Source organism: Candidatus Rokuibacteriota bacterium, assembly GCA_016188005.1.
In the GTDB taxonomy this organism is placed as follows: domain Bacteria; phylum Methylomirabilota; class Methylomirabilia; order Rokubacteriales; family CSP1-6; genus UBA12499.
Genome location: JACPIQ010000119.1, coordinates 1 through 16,292 on the forward strand (window position 1 = coordinate 1; position 16,292 = coordinate 16,292).

The 16,292-nt window shown below is 70.4% G+C and carries 18 protein-coding genes and 1 pseudogene; 5 read left to right on the top strand and 14 right to left on the bottom strand.

Going from position 1 to position 16,292, the window contains the following annotated elements:
- Positions 1–141 precede the first annotated feature (141 nt).
- Positions 142–222, top strand: a pseudogene (locus tag HYV93_22910) (ATP-binding cassette domain-containing protein).
- A gap of 134 nt (positions 223–356) precedes the next feature.
- Here HYV93_22910 and HYV93_22915 read toward each other — a convergent pair.
- From HYV93_22915 to HYV93_22945, 7 genes are all read right to left on the bottom strand, one after another.
- The gene (locus HYV93_22915) at positions 357–755 is read right to left on the bottom strand and encodes a putative toxin-antitoxin system toxin component, PIN family (GenBank protein MBI2528820.1); all 399 of its coding nucleotides are present in this window, start codon (positions 753–755) and stop codon (positions 357–359) included.
- Positions 756–1,001: a ribbon-helix-helix protein, CopG family gene (locus tag HYV93_22920; GenBank protein MBI2528821.1), complete on the bottom strand. Its 246-nt coding sequence runs from the start codon at positions 999–1,001 to the stop codon at positions 756–758.
- A gap of 31 nt (positions 1,002–1,032) precedes the next feature.
- Positions 1,033–1,200: a hypothetical protein gene (locus HYV93_22925; protein MBI2528822.1), complete on the bottom strand. Its 168-nt coding sequence runs from the start codon at positions 1,198–1,200 to the stop codon at positions 1,033–1,035.
- A gap of 185 nt (positions 1,201–1,385) precedes the next feature.
- A complete protein-coding gene (locus tag HYV93_22930; protein ID MBI2528823.1) occupies positions 1,386–1,880 on the bottom strand; it encodes a hypothetical protein in 495 nt (164 codons plus the stop codon).
- A gap of 249 nt (positions 1,881–2,129) precedes the next feature.
- Positions 2,130–3,404 (bottom strand): isoprenylcysteine carboxylmethyltransferase family protein, encoded by a 1,275-nt coding sequence (locus HYV93_22935; GenBank protein ID MBI2528824.1) that lies wholly within the window; start codon positions 3,402–3,404, stop codon positions 2,130–2,132.
- A 149-nt stretch (positions 3,405–3,553) separates the two neighbouring features.
- Entirely contained in the window at positions 3,554–4,327 is a 774-nt protein-coding gene (locus HYV93_22940; GenBank protein ID MBI2528825.1) for a Crp/Fnr family transcriptional regulator, read from the bottom strand.
- A gap of 37 nt (positions 4,328–4,364) precedes the next feature.
- Positions 4,365–7,634 carry a tetratricopeptide repeat protein gene (locus tag HYV93_22945; protein MBI2528826.1) on the bottom strand — a complete coding sequence of 1,090 codons (3,270 nt, stop codon included), beginning with the start codon at positions 7,632–7,634 and terminating at the stop codon, positions 4,365–4,367.
- A 356-nt stretch (positions 7,635–7,990) separates the two neighbouring features.
- Here HYV93_22945 and HYV93_22950 point away from each other — a divergent pair, with 356 nt between their 5' ends.
- Positions 7,991–8,863, top strand: coding sequence for a hypothetical protein (locus tag HYV93_22950; protein MBI2528827.1), 873 nt, complete (start codon positions 7,991–7,993; stop codon positions 8,861–8,863).
- 187 nt (positions 8,864–9,050) lie between these two features.
- Here the strand turns inward: HYV93_22950 and HYV93_22955 are convergent, their stop codons facing one another.
- From HYV93_22955 to HYV93_22975, 5 genes are all read right to left on the bottom strand, one after another.
- Positions 9,051–9,476, bottom strand: a complete 426-nt coding sequence (locus tag HYV93_22955) for a hypothetical protein (GenBank protein MBI2528828.1) — start codon at positions 9,474–9,476, stop codon at positions 9,051–9,053.
- A 136-nt stretch (positions 9,477–9,612) separates the two neighbouring features.
- Positions 9,613–10,917: an HlyC/CorC family transporter gene (locus tag HYV93_22960; protein ID MBI2528829.1), complete on the bottom strand. Its 1,305-nt coding sequence runs from the start codon at positions 10,915–10,917 to the stop codon at positions 9,613–9,615.
- Positions 10,918–11,023: 106 nt separating this feature from the next.
- Positions 11,024–12,109, bottom strand: a complete 1,086-nt coding sequence (locus HYV93_22965) for a cation transporter (protein ID MBI2528830.1) — start codon at positions 12,107–12,109, stop codon at positions 11,024–11,026.
- 158 nt (positions 12,110–12,267) lie between these two features.
- Positions 12,268–12,570, bottom strand: a complete 303-nt coding sequence (locus HYV93_22970; GenBank protein ID MBI2528831.1) for a tyrosine-type recombinase/integrase — start codon at positions 12,568–12,570, stop codon at positions 12,268–12,270.
- Positions 12,461–12,748, bottom strand: coding sequence for a type II toxin-antitoxin system HicB family antitoxin (locus tag HYV93_22975; GenBank protein ID MBI2528832.1), 288 nt, complete (start codon positions 12,746–12,748; stop codon positions 12,461–12,463). Before HYV93_22975 ends, HYV93_22970 begins: the two co-directional genes overlap by 110 nt.
- 409 nt (positions 12,749–13,157) lie before the next feature.
- On the opposite strand from HYV93_22975, the gene HYV93_22980 reads away from it, so the two are divergent.
- Positions 13,158–13,460 carry a hypothetical protein gene (locus HYV93_22980; GenBank protein ID MBI2528833.1) on the top strand — a complete coding sequence of 101 codons (303 nt, stop codon included), beginning with the start codon at positions 13,158–13,160 and terminating at the stop codon, positions 13,458–13,460.
- A 282-nt stretch (positions 13,461–13,742) separates the two neighbouring features.
- A complete protein-coding gene (locus HYV93_22985) occupies positions 13,743–14,024 on the top strand; it encodes a hypothetical protein (GenBank protein MBI2528834.1) in 282 nt (93 codons plus the stop codon).
- Here HYV93_22985 and HYV93_22990 read toward each other — a convergent pair.
- Together HYV93_22990 and HYV93_22995 are read right to left on the bottom strand one after the other, a co-directional pair.
- On the bottom strand, positions 14,008–14,178 hold the full coding sequence (locus HYV93_22990) for a hypothetical protein (GenBank protein ID MBI2528835.1): 171 nt from the start codon (positions 14,176–14,178) through the stop codon (positions 14,008–14,010). The genes HYV93_22985 and HYV93_22990 overlap by 17 nt on opposite strands.
- A gap of 108 nt (positions 14,179–14,286) precedes the next feature.
- On the bottom strand, positions 14,287–15,456 hold the full coding sequence (locus tag HYV93_22995; GenBank protein ID MBI2528836.1) for an MFS transporter: 1,170 nt from the start codon (positions 15,454–15,456) through the stop codon (positions 14,287–14,289).
- 133 nt (positions 15,457–15,589) lie between these two features.
- Between HYV93_22995 and HYV93_23000 the strand changes: the two genes are divergently transcribed.
- The coding region (locus HYV93_23000) for an ABC transporter substrate-binding protein (protein MBI2528837.1) at positions 15,590–16,292 on the top strand (703 nt) is incomplete at its 3' end.

The window sequence follows — 16,292 nt, forward strand, 5'->3', positions numbered from 1 at the left end:
TGACCACCTCCTGGCGAGGAAGTAACCACGGCCCAGCTTGGCCGCCGGGCCCCGGGTGGCGGAAAGGTTTTGAGAAACCCCTGGGGGAAAGGTTCTGAGAATCAGCCTGCTACGTGGGGGAATGCTTCTGGGAAATCACACGGCGGCACGCTCTCGGGCGGCGAACAGCAGATGCTGGACATCGCCCGCGCGCTCATGTCGGCTCCGCGGCTGCTGCTCCTGAGCATAGCCGTCACTAACGGGGTCCGCGGGGTGGGGCCGGCGGGCGGCCGACGCCGGGCGTGGCGTGGATCGCGCCAAGTTCGGGCGTGCGGTGGCGCCGGCTGAAGGCCAGGTGCGTCGACGTGATGGGACGCTCAGCCCAGCGTGTGCAGGAAGGTCGAGACCCTGACGATTCCAGTCCGGCCGAATCGCCTGAGCTTCAGGAGGTGACGGTCACCGGTCACGATGAGGTCGGCGGCCCCTTCCCCGGCGCACTCGAGGATCCGGTTATCGGGCGGATCGCGGGCAATCTCCAGATGCGGTGTCGTCTTGACCACCTCGGCTACCCGTGCGATGGCCTTGACCGCCCGAGCAGTCGGCGCGTTGTCCCAGCCGAACTTGCTGCGGAGCCTCCCCGCGAGCTCGGTGAGGATGGCGACCGAAGTGACGAGCCGGAACTCGCGCGCGAGCGCACGGCGGCATGCCTCCTCGCTCAGGCTCCCGGGAACGACCAGGGCGGAGACGAATACATTGGTGTCGAACACCACCCGCACTCATCGGCCCTCGAAGACCAGGCGCTCGACATCGCGCTCGGTCAGGATGCCGCGCTCGCGAGCCTTGCGCCGGCCGTAGCGCTGGAGCGCCCGGAACACCTCCTCGTCCTGGCTCTGGCGATAGAGCGCGAACATCTCCCGGAACAGCTGGCTCCGGTTCTTGGCGGTCGCCCGGGCAAGCCGGTCGTACTCGTTCGCAAGCTGTGGAGGAATCGAGATCGTGACTGCGACGCGGCTGCGTGCCATTGCGCTCACCCTCCTTACGGGTATGACCAGATCATACCCGCTCGGCGCTCGCCCTGGCAAACGCCAACCGCGTGCCACTGACGGGCGTCGCGCCTCGCCGCAGCCGCATCGCGAGGGCGGCGATCTCCGCGCTCGGCAGCTCCGCGGTGGCGAACACGGCCGCCACGGCCTTCGGATCGTCCGGCGTCCTCGTGGTCACCTTCAGCATGCCGAGAGACGAGGCGGACAGGCGATGACTTAAGTCACAGGCGCAGGTGAGCCCGGCTGTGACGACGGAGACTCGACCGAGGGGATGTGCTCTGCCGAGCCTCGACCGTGACGGGCGAGAGACCGGGAGACGGCCAGCGCCACCAGCCATCTCCCCGCCCCGGCCGCGTCGCCGCCCTACTTGCTGAGGAGGGCCATCGCTTCCCGCGCCTTCGTGGCCGCGGTTGCCACATCACCCTTCTTGCACGCTGCCTGGGCCTGGCGGACCAGGGCGGCAGCATTCTTCACCCGTGGCGCCTGGATGTCCTGCTGGCCGCGTGGAGCCTGGACCTCCTGACTCCGCGGCGCCTGGACGTCCTGACTCCGAGGGGCTTGGATGTCCTGTTGACTGCGGGGGGCCTGGACCTCCTGGCTTCGGGGCGCCTGGACGTCCTGCTGGCCGCGAGGCGCCTGGATCTCTTGAGATTTGGCGCCCGCCTGGGCGCGTGGGGCCTGGATGTCCTGCTGGACTCTGGCCGCCCGGGGATTCTTCTTCAGGGAGGCCTGGGCGCTCTTGAGCGCAGCGGTGGCCTTCGCCACCTCCGGCGGGCATTGCTCGGCAGCGCGAGCCGCGGGGACAGTGACGAACGTGACGAGCGCGAGACTCAAGGATGCGGCGACAAGTCGTTTCATGGGACGTCTCCTCTCTTCATCCGTTGCGGCATCTTCGGATCGGACCATCAGTAACATCACGCAAGCGGCGTACCGCACCGGCCAGAACCAAGCATCCGCGCAAAATCGAATACTTCGAGATGGCGGCGCATGCGCACCTGGCGCACCGTTGTCCCGAGCGGGGCGCCGGCGCCCCACGGCTCTCCCTGCGGTCCCTGGGGGATGCGATCATGGCCGCCCTGCCGTGGATCGTGGTCCCTGGCATCTCTGTCAGAACACCGGCGTCGGGACGGTCCCCCAGCCGCTTCCCGGCGGCGTGTCCCGGATCGCCAGGACCTCCCCGGTGTGCAGGTGCACGTCAATGAAGAAGAGTGGCCGCCTCGTGACGGCGATCCTGAAGTCGTCCACCGGCGAGGCGAGAGTCCGGCCGCGCGCGGACACGTCGACGAAGATGACCCGGCGCTTGAGCGTGGGGCTCTCGTGCATGGCGAACCCGTGGCCCGTGGCACCCGGATGGCCATGCCCTTCCACGAGATGCGCCACGGGATGGAGCACGAAGTCCGTGATCATGGGAATCGTGGCGTGCCGCGCGAACAGCTTCCACGCTTCCCCGGTGTCCGCGATCATGCCCTGCATCGTGTAGTCGATCGGGACGAAGTACGCGAGGACGCGGCCCGGCTGATCGCGCGAGCCGGCGAGCTTCGCGGCGACGGCAGGCTCCTTGAGCACCTCGGGCAGGACCTCCCGGGCGGCCGTCAGGTCCTCGGGCGTGACGGCGATGACGTCCACCGGCCCGACGGACCCCAGCGGCAGATGACGGACGGTATAGGCGCGCGCCCCGAAGCCGGCACCGACACCGATCACGAGCAGGGCCACGAGGATCGCGAGCCCCCGGCCGACCGTGAGGTGCCGCGGGGACGCGGGCCGCGGCGGCCGGCTCCCCGCCAGGCGCGGGAAGAACATCCCCGTCCGCTCCATGAAGGCGCGGTAGCCGTCGCCGAAGCGGGCGAGCATGCGCCGCTCCTCGTCCCTCGCGAGCAGGTAGTAGAGGAACAGCATGACGGCGAGGAGCACGAGCGTGAGGAACCGCGGCCACAGGATGGCGAGGCCGAACCCCGACACGGCGAGGGCGAGGTACTGCGGGTGGCGGATCACCGCGTAGAGGCCCCGTGTCGCGGGCCCCGTCCGGAGGAGCTTGCCCGCGTAGACCTGCACGGCGCAGGCGAAGAAGACGGCGGCGCCCACCATGAACGCCACGGACCCGACCACCCGGATGGCGCTCAAGGCCGGATCCGGTGAGATGACCATGTGGGGGAGGAAGAACGCGGTGAGCCAGCGTGTTGCCGGGGAGCGATCGAGCGCCAGGAGGACCGGGTTGAAGACCGCGTAGAAGAAGAGCGCGAACGGGCTGATCATGATCACGATCTCGAGGGCGACGACAAAGGAAAGGACGATCGCGCCCCGTGCCGCGAGGCGCCGGCCCGCACCCGCGTCCGCCCGCTGATCCCTGCCCTGAGCCTGTTCCGTGGGGATGGTCGCCTTCATTGCCACCTCCTTGGAGTGAGAGGGCGAGAGCCCAGCGGCAGTGCCGATGGCACGCCGGCACGCCACCTGGCCGCGTTCGGTGCCCAGTCGGGTGGCGCTCGTCTCTCCACCAGCGATCATGGCGGAGGCCGAGGCAGGCAGGCGATGACTTAAGTCACAGGCGCAGGAATAGGGGCTGACGGCTCCCCGAGGGCGAGCCTGGCGAGCCGAGCGGGATCGCGGAGCACCACCCGGCCGCGTTTCCGTATGATGGCGCCGCTTTGCTCCAGCTGGAGGAAGGCCCGGGCGATCAGCTCGCGCACCGTGCCGAGCCTCGCGGCCAGCTGAGCATGAGTCAGCGTGAGCTCGATCTCGGTCCCCGTGCTTCCCGATCGTCGAGGAACGGCATCGAGGTAGCGGGCCAGGCGCTCGGGGATGGGCCGGAACGCCAAGTCGCTCACCATCTCGGCAAAGTGGCGCAGCCGCCGCGCAAGCGTCTCCAGGATCGCAAGGGCAACACGAGGATGCCGTCGGCAGAGATCGAGGAGGTCGGCGCGCCGGAGAAAGAGGGCGCGCGTTGGCTCCGTGGCGACCGCCGAGGCGATGTACCCCCCGCGGTCGAACAGTGGCCCCTCACCGAGCGTCGCCCCGGGCCCTTCGGTGTGGAACACCTGTTCGCGGCCGCGCAGCGAGACCTGCCGCACCTCGACGGCGCCCTCGGCGATGATGAAGAGACCGTGGCAGGGCTCGCCCTCCTCGAAGAGGGCGGTATCGAGGCGGAACGTTCGGGCGGCGCATCGGGTCGCGAGCTGGCGTAGCTCTCCCGCACCCAGGGAGGCGAAGTACGGGACCCGCGCCAGGAGGTCGGTGTCGCCAGCTGGTGATCCGGCGGGGCGCGCCGGGCGCCGGCGCCGACGGGGTCCGCGGGAGACGGGCCGTGACACGGGGGGGTCTCCGGGTCAGAGGCGGACGCCGACCGGCCTATCCGCCCAGCTCGAGAAGAAGCCGGCGGGCCTCCCTGAGCTGCTCGGCCTCCAGGCCCTCGGCGCGGATGAGGGCGCGGCGGATCGACGAGGCGGCCTCTGTGTTCCGTCCCAGCCGGCGCAGCGTCATCCCCAGGTGGTAGTGGAATAGCGGATTGGCGCCTCCCAGCTCCACGGCCTCCTGCAGGGCCTGCAACGCCTGGGGATATTCGCCCCGCTGGTAGCGCACGAATCCCACGGTGTGCAGGAGCGGCGGCCTGAGGCTCTTCCGCGTCGGTGCCGGTCCGCGGTCGGCCAGGGCCGCCGCCCGCTGCGAAAGCTGGAGGGCCTCGTCCAGGCCGCGGCCGTGTACGGCCAGGCGCCAGGCGACGTTGTTCATGGCCAGGGGGCTGTCCGGCATGAGCGCGAGCGCCCGGCGGTAGGCGTCGAGGGCGCGCTCGGCGTCGCCGGTGCGCTCGAGGACGTTGCCGAGCGCCAGGTGAGCCGACCCCAGCTTGGGATCGAGGGCCACCGCGGCTTCCAGCGACTGGCGGGCGCCGGCGAGGTCGCCGCGCTTGAGGAGGACAGTTCCGAGGACGAAGCGCGCGGCCGCGCTCTTGGGCTGGGCGGTGACCACGGAGCGGGCCTGAGTGATCCCGTCCTCCAGGCGGCCCATCTCGCCGTAGAGGGCGGCGAGCCGGACGCGAGCGTTGTGACGCTGGGGGGTCGCCCGCAGCACCTGCTCGAGCTGGGTCGCCGCCGACTCCCGGTTGCCGCGCTCCTCGAAGTAGTCGGCGAGGAGGAGCCGGGCCCCAAGGTGCTCGGGGTTGAGCTTGGTCACCATCTGGAGCTGCTCGGCCGCCTCGTCGAGACGGCCCTCCATCCGCCGCAACAGGGCGAGATGCTGATAGGCTCCCGCGAAGCCCGAGCTCGCGTCGAGGACCCGCTTGAGCTCGGCTTCGCCCTCCTTGAAGCGCCGGGCTCCGAGATAGGCGGTGGCCAGGGAGAAACGCAGTGGCACGTTGGTCGGGTCACGGGCGAGCGCCGCCGTGAGGTCCTGGATGCGCGTGGCCACCGCCGCCTCGCTGCCGCCCGCGCTGGTCACGAGGGCCAGCTCCAGCCGGGCCTCGGCCAGGCGGGGCTCGAGGCGGAGGGCCTCCTCGTAGCTCTGCCGGGCGCCCGCAGCGTCGCCCTGGAGAAAACGTGCCCGGCCGAGGTGATAGTGGTTGTTGGCCAGGCGCGGATTCGCTGCGTTGACCCGCTCGAAGTGCGCGATGGCGTCGCGCACCTCACCGCGCTGGAGATGCGCCACGCCGAGGAGCGTGCGGGCGGCGAGCAGGTCTGGCCGGGCCTCCACCAGCTGGACGAGCCCCTTCACCGCCTCATTCACCCAGCCCCGGGCGAGATTGAGGCCGGCGAGCTGGAGCGCGAGGTCGGGGTGACCGGGATTGGCACGCACCGCGGCCTCGAGGACGGTGCCGGCCCGATCGTAGCGCCCCTGCTTCACGAAGAGGCGGCCGGCCACCGTGGCCGAGGCGACGTGCCCGGGATCCTTGTCGAGGATGTGCTGGAGGTGCGGCATGGCCTCGGTCTCCTTGCGCTGGCTGAGAAGCACCCGCGCGAGGTTGAACCGGGCGGGAACATGGTGCTCCGAGAGCGTGAGCGCGCGCCGGTACTCCGCCTCCGCGCGAGCCGCGTCGCCCCGGCGTGAGTAGAGGCCGCCGGCCAGCGTCGGCCATTGCGGCTGGGTCGGGTCGCGCCTGGCGAGGTCGGCGACGAGGGCGAGGGCCTCGTCGATGCGACCGTGCTCCACCAGCACGGCCACCTTGGCGTTCACGGAAGGCTCGTGCCGCGGGTTCTGCGCCATGGCGCGGTCGAAGGCCCGGAGCGCGTCGGCGGGCCGGTTCTGGAGGGTCAGCAGCTGGCCGAGGGTGAGATGTAGCCCGGGATCCTTGGGCTGGAGCTCGATCGCCTTGCCGTACATCTCCGTGGCCTTCGCGAGATCCTTCCGGGCGGCGAAGATCTGGCCGAGAACGGCGTAGGCGTCGTGTTCGCCGGGCGCCATCTGACGAGCCGTCTCCGCCGCCCGCTGGGCCTCGTCGAGCCTGTCGAGCAGCCGGAGCGCCCGGGCGCGCTGAAGATGGTAGTCCGGCGTGCGCTCCAGGGTGCGGGCAACCTGCCCCAGCTCGGCCAGGGCCTCTCGGGGCTTGCCCGCGTGTATATAGGCGGAGGCGAGGCCATAATGTGTCGCGGGGTGCTCGGGCATCTCGCTGGCCACGCGCTGGAAGGCCTCCACCGCCCGCTCGGGTTTCTTCTCGCCGAGGCTCGCGTAGCCGAACCAGTACCGCGCGGGGGTGAGGGTGGGGAACTGGCGCACGAGCCGCCCCAGCACCTCGGCGGCGCGGCCATAGCGTCCCGTGCGCACGTAGGTCTCGCCCAGGACCAGCTCGAAGCGGGGCGACCATCCCGCCTCGGGCAGGGCCTCCAGCTCGGCCAGCGCCTCGGCTTCCCGATCCTGGATGGCGCGGAGGGTGTACAGCGCGAGCCGGACGCTCGCGCTGTCAGGCTGGAGCGCGCGGGCCCGCAGCAGCATTGTCTCCGTCTCGTCCAGCCGCCGCTCCAGGAGGAGAAGCGCCCCGATGCCGAGGAGGGCGTCCACGTTGTCGGGCTGCAGGGCCAGCGCAGCTTCATAGGACCTCCGCCCTGCCTGGACATCGCCCTGGCGCGTGAGGGCGTCGCCGAGCGCCTGGTGGATCTCGGCGGCCTCCGGCGCTCGGGCCACCGCGTCCCGGAGCATCGGCACGGCGGTCCCGAGGTCCCCCGTCCCCGCTGCCGCCGCCCCGATGAGGAACAATGCGTGGGGACTGCCAGGCTCACGCTCCTGGATCAGCTCCCCCTGGGCGCGGGCCTCGGGCCAGAACTCGAGGGCCAGGTACGAGCGGGCGAGAAGGAGCCGCGTGGGGGTGGAGGCCGGGTCGACCTCCACTGCCCGGCGCAGCTCGCGCGCGGCGTCCGCGTACCACGCCTTGGCGAGATACGCCTGACCCAGAGCGCGCAACGCGCGGACCTCGCGCTGGTCGAAGCGAAGGGCGTTGCGCAGCTCGATGACCGCCTCGTTGAGCTTGCCCTCGGAGAGGAAGCGGGTGCCCCGCTCGAGGTGGTACTGCCTGAGCCTCTCGGGATCGCGAGCGCAGCCGGCCTCGCCCAGCGCGAGGCCCCCGAGGACCAGCAAGACACACAGGAGAGCTCCCTTGCTCAGGCGCATGATCGTGAGGTGTGCAGAGGGCATGCCAACCGCCTCGCGCATCCCCTGAAGGGCATGCGAGCCGCCTCAGCGTCGGAAAAGCTGACAGCAAGGGATGCGCGGTGCCACAGAGCTTGCCCATTGATGCATGGCATGCGGCAGGCATCACGCAAGAATTTCCGAAATCCCCGTCGCATTCGTCGGCGAAGGGGACGGAGCCCATCGGCGCTTCCCATTCCGGGGGGTGCGACCTCCCGGAAACGTCAGCTCCTCTTGCCGACGCCGGCTGCCTCCGCCCCTGTCAGTCCTGGAACACATCGAAAGACTGGATGATTCGTGGATGGCACAGATAGTGCTCATCTCGATCTGCGGGCATTGATCTGCACCATGAGGAGGCACGCATGCCGAGTCACATCAGGGCGCGAGGAGCGATAACTGCCGTCGGCCTGTCCATCGCGCTGGCCATCGGGCTCGCGCCGAGCCAGGCCGACGCCATCTCGGTGGAGTGGAACCTGGCCAGTCCGTCGGGGACCAGCTGCTGCGCCGACAGCAACGGCGACGGGAATATCCGGACCTTCACGGCGAGCGGAAACACCGTCAAGGTGATGAGCTTCGGCAAGACGGGCGGCAGCAGCAACACCGAGCTCCGGACGGCGGAGCTGGGCCAGTATTCCGGTGGGCTCGGTGTCACCGACCAGGACGAGGGGAGCGGCGGCAGCAACAGTCACACCGTGGACAACCGCAACCGGCTCAACTTCGTCGTCTTCCTCTTCGACAAGCCGATGGACGCCGAGAGCATGACGATGAACCTCTTCCACAACCAGGGGAGCAATCCAGACCACGATGGCGACATCTCCGCCTGGGCCGGCAACTATGCGGACGCTGGCGCCGGCGACCACAGCGCCCTCGCAGTGTCCCTCCGGGACAATCTTGCCGCCAACAGCAACAACACAGACGTGGCCCGGCTCGACTCCCTGTTTGGCGGCAGCCACCAGAGCTTCTCCTTCACGGCGGTCAATTCCCCGAGCAACCCCTACGCGGTGAACCTCGGCTCTCTCAGCAATGGCGGGAACGTGCTGATCATCGCCGCCGACGTGGACCCTGGCGCTTCGGGCCATGACAGCGTCTTCGACTACTTCAAGATCAAGTCGATCACGGCGAGTCAGCAGCAGCCGCGAGTTCCGGGGCCGGCTCCCGCCCTGCTCCTCGGGGCTGGCCTCGCGGGGGTCGGCCTGCTGTCCGCCCGCCGAGCCCGGCGTCGCCCGGCGAGCTGACCCAGGCCTCCGCGAGCCTGCCGCCTCTGGGGCAGCTGGCCCGCCCGCTCGCGGCGTGTGGGGGAGCGGTCCGCAGGTGAGGTCCGTGGACCTGGTGGCGCGGCGCCGGGAGTTGCTCCAGGCGGGGGGCGGCCCGGGTTGACGCGCCGGCGAGGTCTCGCCGGGGGACCCCGCCGGGGCCGGGAGCCTACCGGAACGCGGCGGCGTGGCGGCGGGCCCACGCCTCGAAGGTGCCCGCCTTGCGCCCCAGCCCCTTCTCCATCGTCTCGACCCCGAACACCCCATCCGCCTTGTTGGCCTTCATGAAGGCGAGGAGGTCGAGCACCGCGTCGACATACGCCTCCGGCATGCCCGACTGGCGCAGACTGTCGCGCGCCGCCTCGGGCGGCACATCCACGAATCTCACCGGACGTCCAAGGACCCGGGAGAGTATGGCCGCGTACTGGGCCGCGCTCAGTGACTCCGGGCCGGTCAGCGTGTACGCCTTCCCCTCGTGACCGGGCTGGGTGAGCGCCTTGACGGCCATCGCGCCGATGTCCGCCGGGTCGATGGCCGCCCACTTCCCGTCCCCGGTGGGCTGGTAGGTTGGTCTGGTGCAATGAAGAGGTAGCACCAGGTCGTCCCGCGCGTCAAGCTCAGCCTCGGGCCGGGTCACCGCGCAGCTGGCCGAGGATCTCAGGCGCGACAAGGAGAGGCTGGCGAGCGATCGCGACCGAAGGATCGCCGCGGCCAGGCGAGGAGCGTCCTGGCTAGCGCGGCTCACGTTCGACCTTGACCTTGGTGATCTTGGGGCCCTCCATGTCAACCACGGTCCAGCGATAGCCGCCGCCCGCGACGGACGCGCCGGGCTTCGGGATGGCGCCAAGGCGGTGGATGAGGAACCCGGCGACGGTCTGGTAGTCGGAAGACTCCTCGACGGGGAGGGCGAGCTGCGCGCGCACGTCACGGGTGGGCGCGAAGCCGTCCAGGATGTAGGACCCGTCCGGCATACGACGGGCGAAGGGAGGCGCCCCGGCCTCACCCTCCTCGCGGATCTCCCCGACGATCTCCTCGATCACGTCTTCGAGCGTCACGAGGCCCACGACGCCGCCATACTCGTCGACGACGAGGGCGAGGCTCTGGTGGTGCCGCTGGAACTCCCGGAGGAGGAAGCTGATGCGGGCGGTCTCCGGGATGAAGAGCGGCGGACGAAGGAGGTCCGGCAACGAGAAGGGCGCGCCCTGGGCGGCCGCGCGGAGGAGGTCCTTGATGACGATGATGCCGACCGGCTGTTCGACCGAGTCACGGTAGACGGGGATCCTGGAGTGGCCGATCGCCACGGCTCGCTGGAGCACCTCCTCGGCCGGCGTGGCCATGTCGAGCCCCTGGATGTGGGGCCGGGGCGTCATGATCTCGCGCACGGTCGTGTCGGCAAACTCGAAGACGTTGTGGACGAGCTCCTCCTCGAGCTTCTCGAAGATGCCCTTCGCGGCACCCTGCCGGACGAGGTAGCGTACCTCCTCCTCCGAGATGAACGGCGACTCCTTGGCCGAGCTCTGCCCGAGCACACGCAGGACCGCGTTCGTGGACGCGGTGAGCGCGCGGACCACGGCAGAGGAGACACGGTTCAACCAGACGATGGCGGGAGCGACCAGGCAGGCGATACGTTCCGGATTCCTGAGAGCGACCGCCTTGGGCGCGAGCTCGCCGATCACGAGGGAGACATACGTGATGAGGAGGACGACGACCCCGAGCGCGACCGGCTCGGCCCACTCAGTGGCCCCCGGCAGGCCGAGGCCCGCGAGCCAGGGGGTGAGTGCCTCGATCGCTGTCGCGCCGCCCACGGCCGACGCGAGGGTTCCCACCGCGGTGATCGCGATCTGGATCGTCGCGAGGAACGCCTCGGGGCGCTCCTTGAGGCTCATGGCCTTCGCAGCGCCCGTCGCGGCCTCCTGGCGGAGCTGGGCCAGGCGGCTGATGCGTGAGGAGACGAGCGCGATCTCGGAGCCCGCGAAGAACCCGTTGGCGAGGATGGCAACGCCAATCAGGACCAGCTCGAGCCAGATGGTCTCCATGGGGCAGTCCTCTTGTTGAACTTGACGAGGCCGTAGCGAAGCCGGGACCGAGCAGCCACGGCCTCACAGCTGCGGGCCGGCTGGCTCACGCGTCGGGAGCCGGCGTTCAGGGGTGGGAGTGTCCCGGGAGCCCGTCGTGCTCGTGCTCGGAGATCCGATGGTGGCCTTCACCCCCTTCTTCGGCGGGGTCCACATGCACGATGACGGATCCGAGGTGAGGCAGGTGGTGAAGGAGCTCGTGGCGCACGTCCTTGGCGATGGCGTGGGCCTCCGCGAGAGACGGCCCGCGGGCGACGGTGATGTTCACCTCGGCGTGGAGACGATGGCCGATCCAGCGGGCGCGGATGTCGGTCACGTCCTCGACCTGGCGGACGTGGCGGGCGCCGTGGGCGATCGCCTCGAGGATCCCGGGCTCGACGCCATCGAGCATCCGGACGAGGATCATGCGCCCCGACTGGCCCACCAGCCAGAGGATCGCGGCGGAGATGGCGAGGCCCGCGAGCGCATCCGCGCGCGGAAACCCGGCCCAGACGCCGACGGCGCCGCCCAGGACGGCGAGGCTCGTCAGCCCGTCGGCCCGGGCGTGGTAGCCGTCGGCCACCAGCGCGGCGCTCCCGATCTGGCGGCCGATGCGGATGCGGAAGACGGCCACCGCCTCATTGCCCAGAAAGCCCACCACGGACGCGACCATGACGGCCCAGAGCACCTCGATCCGCTGGGGTTGCAGGAGGCGTGCGACCGACTCCCAGGCCGCCGCGATGGCACTGGCGAGAATCGTGGCGACGATGGCGATGCCGGCCAGGTCCTCGACACGGCCGAGCCCGTACGGGAAGCGGCGGGTCGGCTGACGCCGAGCGAGGGTGAACGCGATCGCGAGCGGGATGGCGGTCGCCGCGTCGGCGACATTGTGGATGGTGTCGGCGAGGAGCGCGATGCTCCCCGAGACCGCGACGACCGCGGCCTGGAGGAGCGCGGTGAGCAGGAGACCGATGAAGGACCACTTCACCGCCCAGAGCCCGCGGTCCGTCGATGCGCTGGTGGGATCGATCGGGCCGTGGACGTGCCCGCGTGTCGGGGCTCCCGTGCTCCCGGGCCCGCCGTGGTGCTCCCCGTCGTTCCTGTCGGGGTGGCTCATGCGCTCCGCTCGGTCAGGAGTCATGCTACCCGACAACGACGGCACTCGGCGAGCCATTCGGGAGACATGCCGTTGCACCGTCCAGACGCCGTTCCGGGAGGTTCTCGCCTGACCCTCCCGCGCGGACCTCGCAGTCCTGCGGCAGCGAGGACTCGGCTTCCTCTACAGGCGGTCAGCCCTCGGCCTGTGTTGGGAACTGCCGGCAGGGGAGCGAGCTACCAGAGTCCATTCACGGCCCGGGCGAGCCGGCGATCATCCAGGTGGGCGTATCGCTGTGTGCTTCTGACGTCGCGGTGGCCCAGCGCGCGGCTGACGAGCACGAGGTCCTTCGTGGCACGATAGAGCAGCGTCCCGAAGGTATGGCGCAGCGAATGGATCGACAGCGCTCTCCGGATGCGAGCGCGACGGTCACACGGGCACGGCGATTCGCAGGCGCTCCGTGATCGGGCGGCGAAGCGGGGTCGCTCGCTCCTCCGGAATGGGTTGTCGGCACTTTCGCAGGACCGTGATGTGTCCACGGATGGCATCCGTGGCGCGCGCCCGCGCTTCCTCGAGGGTATCGCCCTCCGTGATGACCCCGGGCAGCATCGGCACGGTCACGGTGTACCCGCCCTCGGCGGCGGGCTCGAAGAGCACGGTGTACGTATACACGGTCGCCTTCAGGGCCTTTCTTGGAGTCGCCTTCCTCTTCGTCATGATGCATGAACCTCACGTTGAATGGGGGAGGCCTCCGGGGCCCTCGCCCTCGCCATGCTCGCTGCACAGTCAGGGGTGGTTCGGCCAGGACTGCCAGTGCCGCTAGACTACGCGAGACCGCAGGCGAACGCTCCCGCCCGTCGTGGGCACGCATTCCGCCGTCGCCCGGCGCCGGTCAGGGCGGAGGACGCGCGGGAGCCTACGGCTCGAGGGCCACGCGACACGAACGCCTTCCGTGCCGGCGCCGCAGGCTTGACGAAGGAGGCTTCCGGCGCGGCTGACGGCGCCAGGCTCCGCCTCGGCCTCTGGCTCTCCCCCGAGCCCCCCGGGGCCAGCCCCACCTGCGCGAGCCGCCCTCGCGCAGCCCCGCCGCGCGCGTGGGAGAGGACCTCTGCTACACTGCGGGCTGATGGCCGACGACGCCCCGAAGACCGCGTTCGAGCTGGCGATGGAGCGGCTCCGGCAGAAGGACAGGGAGGCCGGCGTCGCCGAGCGGCCGCTCACCGACGCGCAGAAGGCTGCCATCGCCGAGGCCCGCCAGTTCTACGAAGCGAAGGTCGCCGAGCTGGAGATCCTCCACCAGGCCGCGCTGCACCAGGCCGGGACCCAGGAGGAGGTCGACAGGCTGACCGAGGATCTCCGGCGCGACAAGGAGAGGCTGGCGAGCGATCGCGACCGGAAGATCGCCGCAGCCAGGAGAGGGGAGTCCTGAAGCGCCCGAGCAGGTGAACGCGATGATCGAGGGCTTCTTCCGCACCACGTCTGAGCGGCCCCCGCCCGCCTCAGGGGACGTTGCGGCGCGGCAGCGGCCGACCCGCTCGCCGAGACCTCGCCAGTCCTGGCCGGTTTCGCCGGCGCCTCCCTCTGGGGCCCATGTTTTCGCCAGGCGCGCGAAGGAGCGCGGCATGGTTGCCACGAACCCCTCGGGTACGAGACGCTTCACCGATCGCCGGGCTACTCCAACCATCTCCATCCGCATCCCGACCTCGGGCGGGTGGATTTCGTGTACGTGAGGGGAGAGACGAGCCGTCTCCTGTTCAGCGGTGGCGGGACGATGCTGCGCCTCGGGGAGCAGACCGTGCCGGTGCCACGCCCGGAGCATCTCGCGGCGATGAAGATCCACGCCATGAAGAACGACCCCTCGCGGACTCTCCAGGAGATGGCTGACATCCAATTCCTCCTGGGCCTGCCGGACATCGACGAAGAGGCGATCCGCTCGTACTTCGAACGGAGCGGGCTTCTGGAGCGGTATCTTGAGATCAAGCGGCTCCGCTGACCTCCTGACGCTCGACGACGACCTCCCGACCACCGCCGATGACGTGGCGGCCCTGCGACGGGCCCGGGTCGCGCGACCGGTACGGCTCGATGACTACCTCGAGTTTCTCCGGCGCCTCGGGGCGCCCCCGCCGGCGCGCCTCGGCTCGCGACACGGGCCGGTGGGCCCTCCTCTCGACCTCAGCCGCTGATCTCGCCGGTGACGAGCAAGGGTCAGGGCGGAGGATGCGCGGGAGCCTACGGCCGGAGGCGAGGTCGCTCCCTCAGGGGAAGTTGCGGCGCGGCAGCCTGAGCGCGGCGACGAGCGCGGCGGCGAAAGCCACGACCAGCGCGCTCACGACGAGAACGCCGGCCAGATTCCCCGCGCCGTAGACGAGGCCGAGGACGGGCGGCGCCAGGGAGTAGCCGAGGAAGCGGAAGGCGTTGTAGATCGAGGCGACGGGCTTGCGCAGCGCGGGATCGATCTCCACCGCCAGCGTGTTGAGCCCGGCCCATGCCACGGCGCCCGTCCAGCCGAACCACGCCGCGAGGGCGAGCGTGCCCCAGAACGAGTAGGGCAGCGCGGCCAGGGCCAGCAGCGCCGTGATGTAGCCGGCGAGGCCGGCGATGGCCACGGCCCGGCGCCCGAAGCGGTCTACCCAGCCTCCCGCGACGGCCGAGGCGGGGATCCCCACGGCACCCGCCACCGCGAGGACGATGCCCATGCGATCCTCGGAGAGCCGGGGCACGGCCTTGAGCCATGCTGCGAGGTACATGTAGGCGCCGATCATGGCGAAGAAGAGCCCGGCCGCCGCCAACGAGAGGAGGACGACGGCGGGCTTGCCGAGCACCGTGAGCGTGAGCTGGAGCACGCCCCCCTCGTCACGCGCCGCGTCGCGCTCCCCGCGGAACAGGATGAGAAACGCCGTGGCGGCGGCGATGGCAGAGGCCGCGAGCCAGACGAAGAACCAGCGCCAGCCGAGATACACCTCGAAGAGCCCGGCCAGGAGCGGACCGAGTGCGAGCCCGAGCGTCTGCGTCGCTCCGAAGGCGCCGATGGCGCGCCCGAGGCGCGGCGGCGCCACCACCTCGGCGACCAGCGCCATGAGGACCGGAAAGAGGAACGCGGCCCCGACGCCCTGGAGGACACGGAACGCGAGCAGCAGCGGAAAGGCCGGCGCCGCCGCGCACCCGAGCGAGCCGGCGGCGAAGATGGCGAAGCCGACGGCCGCCGTCCGCCGGCCCGTGATGATCTGCGCGATGGAGCCGGAGAAGAGCTGGACGAGCGCGAAGGGAACCATGTACGCGGTGATGACGAGCCCCACGGTCCCGATGGACATCCGGTAGAGATCAGCCAGTACCGGGCCCAGTGTCACCACGCCCGTCCCGGTCATGGGGCCCAGAATCGCCCCCGCCTGGAGGGGGAGCATGCGGCGGATCTCGTCCCGCGTCACCTGGCTCTTATAGCACGCCCCGTGCTAGACTCTGGCTGCCGTCACCGAGGTCACGCCGACGCACATGCCCCATGACGCGGCACGGACCCATGCATCGAATGCCGAGGCAACCACCGCAGGAGGTCACCTGCCCATGCTGACCAGGCTCATGGCTCTCTTCGCACCCGTGCTCCTCGCGCTGTCGATCGTGTCCGAGGCTCCGGCCCAGGCGCCCAGGGAGGTCGTCATCGGCGTGCTCTACCCGCTCTCCGGCCCCGTGGCCCAGGTGGGCATCGACTCGGTGAACGCCGTCAAGCTCGCCAGCGAGATCATCAATGCCGGAGGCTCGACGCTGAACCTGCCCCTGGGCAAGACGGCGGGGCTGCCCGGACTCGGCGGCGCCAGGATCCGGATCGTCGTCGTGGATCATCAGGGCAAGCCCGACGTGGGCCAGGCCGAGGCCGAGCGCCTCATCACCCAGGAGAAGGTGCACGCGCTCTTCGGCGCGTACTTCTCCAGCGTCACCGCCACCGCCAGCCAGGTGGCCGAGCGCTACGGCGTGCCCTACATGAACGCCGAGTCCTCGTCGCCGGGGCTCACCGAGCGGGGCTTCAAGTGGTTCTTCCGCACCTCGCCCCACGACGGGCACTTCAGCGTGGCGATGTTCGACTTCATGAAGGACCTCGAGAAGCGCCGCGGCGTGAAGATCCGGACCCTGGGCATCATGCACGAGGACACGCTCTTCGGCGTGGACTCGGCCAAGGTGCAGGAGGAGCTGGCGAAGAAGTACGGCTACGAGGTGGCGGTGAAGATGGCGTACCGGGCCAAGACCACCAACCTGGACGCCGAGGTCGGCA